This window comes from Bartonella sp. AD24XZML (genome assembly GCF_042196485.1).
GTDB lineage: Bacteria > Pseudomonadota > Alphaproteobacteria > Rhizobiales > Rhizobiaceae > Bartonella.
Genome location: NZ_JBHIQH010000090.1, coordinates 1 through 1,054 on the forward strand (window position 1 = coordinate 1; position 1,054 = coordinate 1,054).

The 1,054-nt window shown below is 34.7% G+C and carries 2 protein-coding genes; both read left to right on the top strand.

Features of this window, described 5'->3' with window-relative positions; genetic code table 11:
• Positions 1 to 100: TrwH protein (locus ACFIMX_RS08670; protein WP_375694330.1), on the top strand; the 100-nt coding region annotated here is incomplete at its 5' end.
• The gene (locus ACFIMX_RS08675) at positions 97 to 831 is read left to right on the top strand and encodes a type IV secretion system protein (protein ID WP_375694329.1); all 735 of its coding nucleotides are present in this window, start codon (positions 97 to 99) and stop codon (positions 829 to 831) included. The genes ACFIMX_RS08670 and ACFIMX_RS08675, both read left to right, overlap by 4 nt.
• The last annotated feature ends 223 nt before the right edge of the window (positions 832 to 1,054 follow it).

Genomic DNA, 1,054 nt, shown 5'->3' on the forward strand with positions numbered 1-1,054 from the left:
GGCTTGTGCATTAGCACCAAAGCTAAAACAGCCCAATGATAGGAGCCGTGTGCCTATTAATAAAACAATCCCTGCCGAAATTAAGCGAGGAGACAGATGAAAAAGCGATTTATTATAACAGGAATGATTACCTTTTTGGGAATGCTAAATCTGGCACATGCAAATGCAGTTACAAGCGTATCTTACGACCCCTCGTTACATAAGGACCCAACCTCACCACCTGCTCTACCAGCAGAATATCTGGAGCTTATTAATCTATTAAAAAAAGGAGAAATTATTGAGCTCTTAAAAAAACAGCTTGAGTTGAAAAAAGAACAACTTTCGCAAACAGAAAAAACCTATCAGGCTATAACAAAGAGTCAGAAAACTGGACCTCAGAAAATAGACTTTTCTAGTTTTTTTCTCAAAGAGCCAGAAGCGCTCTATAAGAAAGATAAGCTTTCAAGGGAATCATATCAAAAGGTATTAGAGGACGAAAACAAAATTTCTGGGACTTTTGATCAAATGGGCACGTTGCTTTTTGAGCATTTAGAATTTTTCTCAATACTAAATAAAGCTATAACTTTAAAAAGTTTTGAAAACGTAGAAACTCGTTTTCAATACCTCAAAAGTCTATTTAATGAACTTCAAACAAAAGAAAACCTGAAAGATATTGCAGATCTTCAAGCACATATCGATGGTTCGTTAGCCATGATCCAAAATGAATCTATAAAGGTACAAATGGTAGCACATTTACGTAAGGCTGAGAAATCACTTATCAAAAGGAAAAGACGCGAACTTGATATGAAATTTTTTAACCATGAAGCAAAAGGGATGCCTACCATACGATAAAAACAAAAGCCACTGTAGAAGGTTCAGTACTATCCGAACAATTCAGAGGGACACAAAGATTTTATCAAAGTCAAGATATCGTAATGAAAATACTTAGGTAATGTATAAATGCAAATAACGCGTTTGGCATATATCTATATTTCAAGGTGATAAAAAGTTGAAAATTCGTTAAAGAGGAATTCCATGGACTTTACAGTGTTCACGCAACTTTTCAATAAAATTG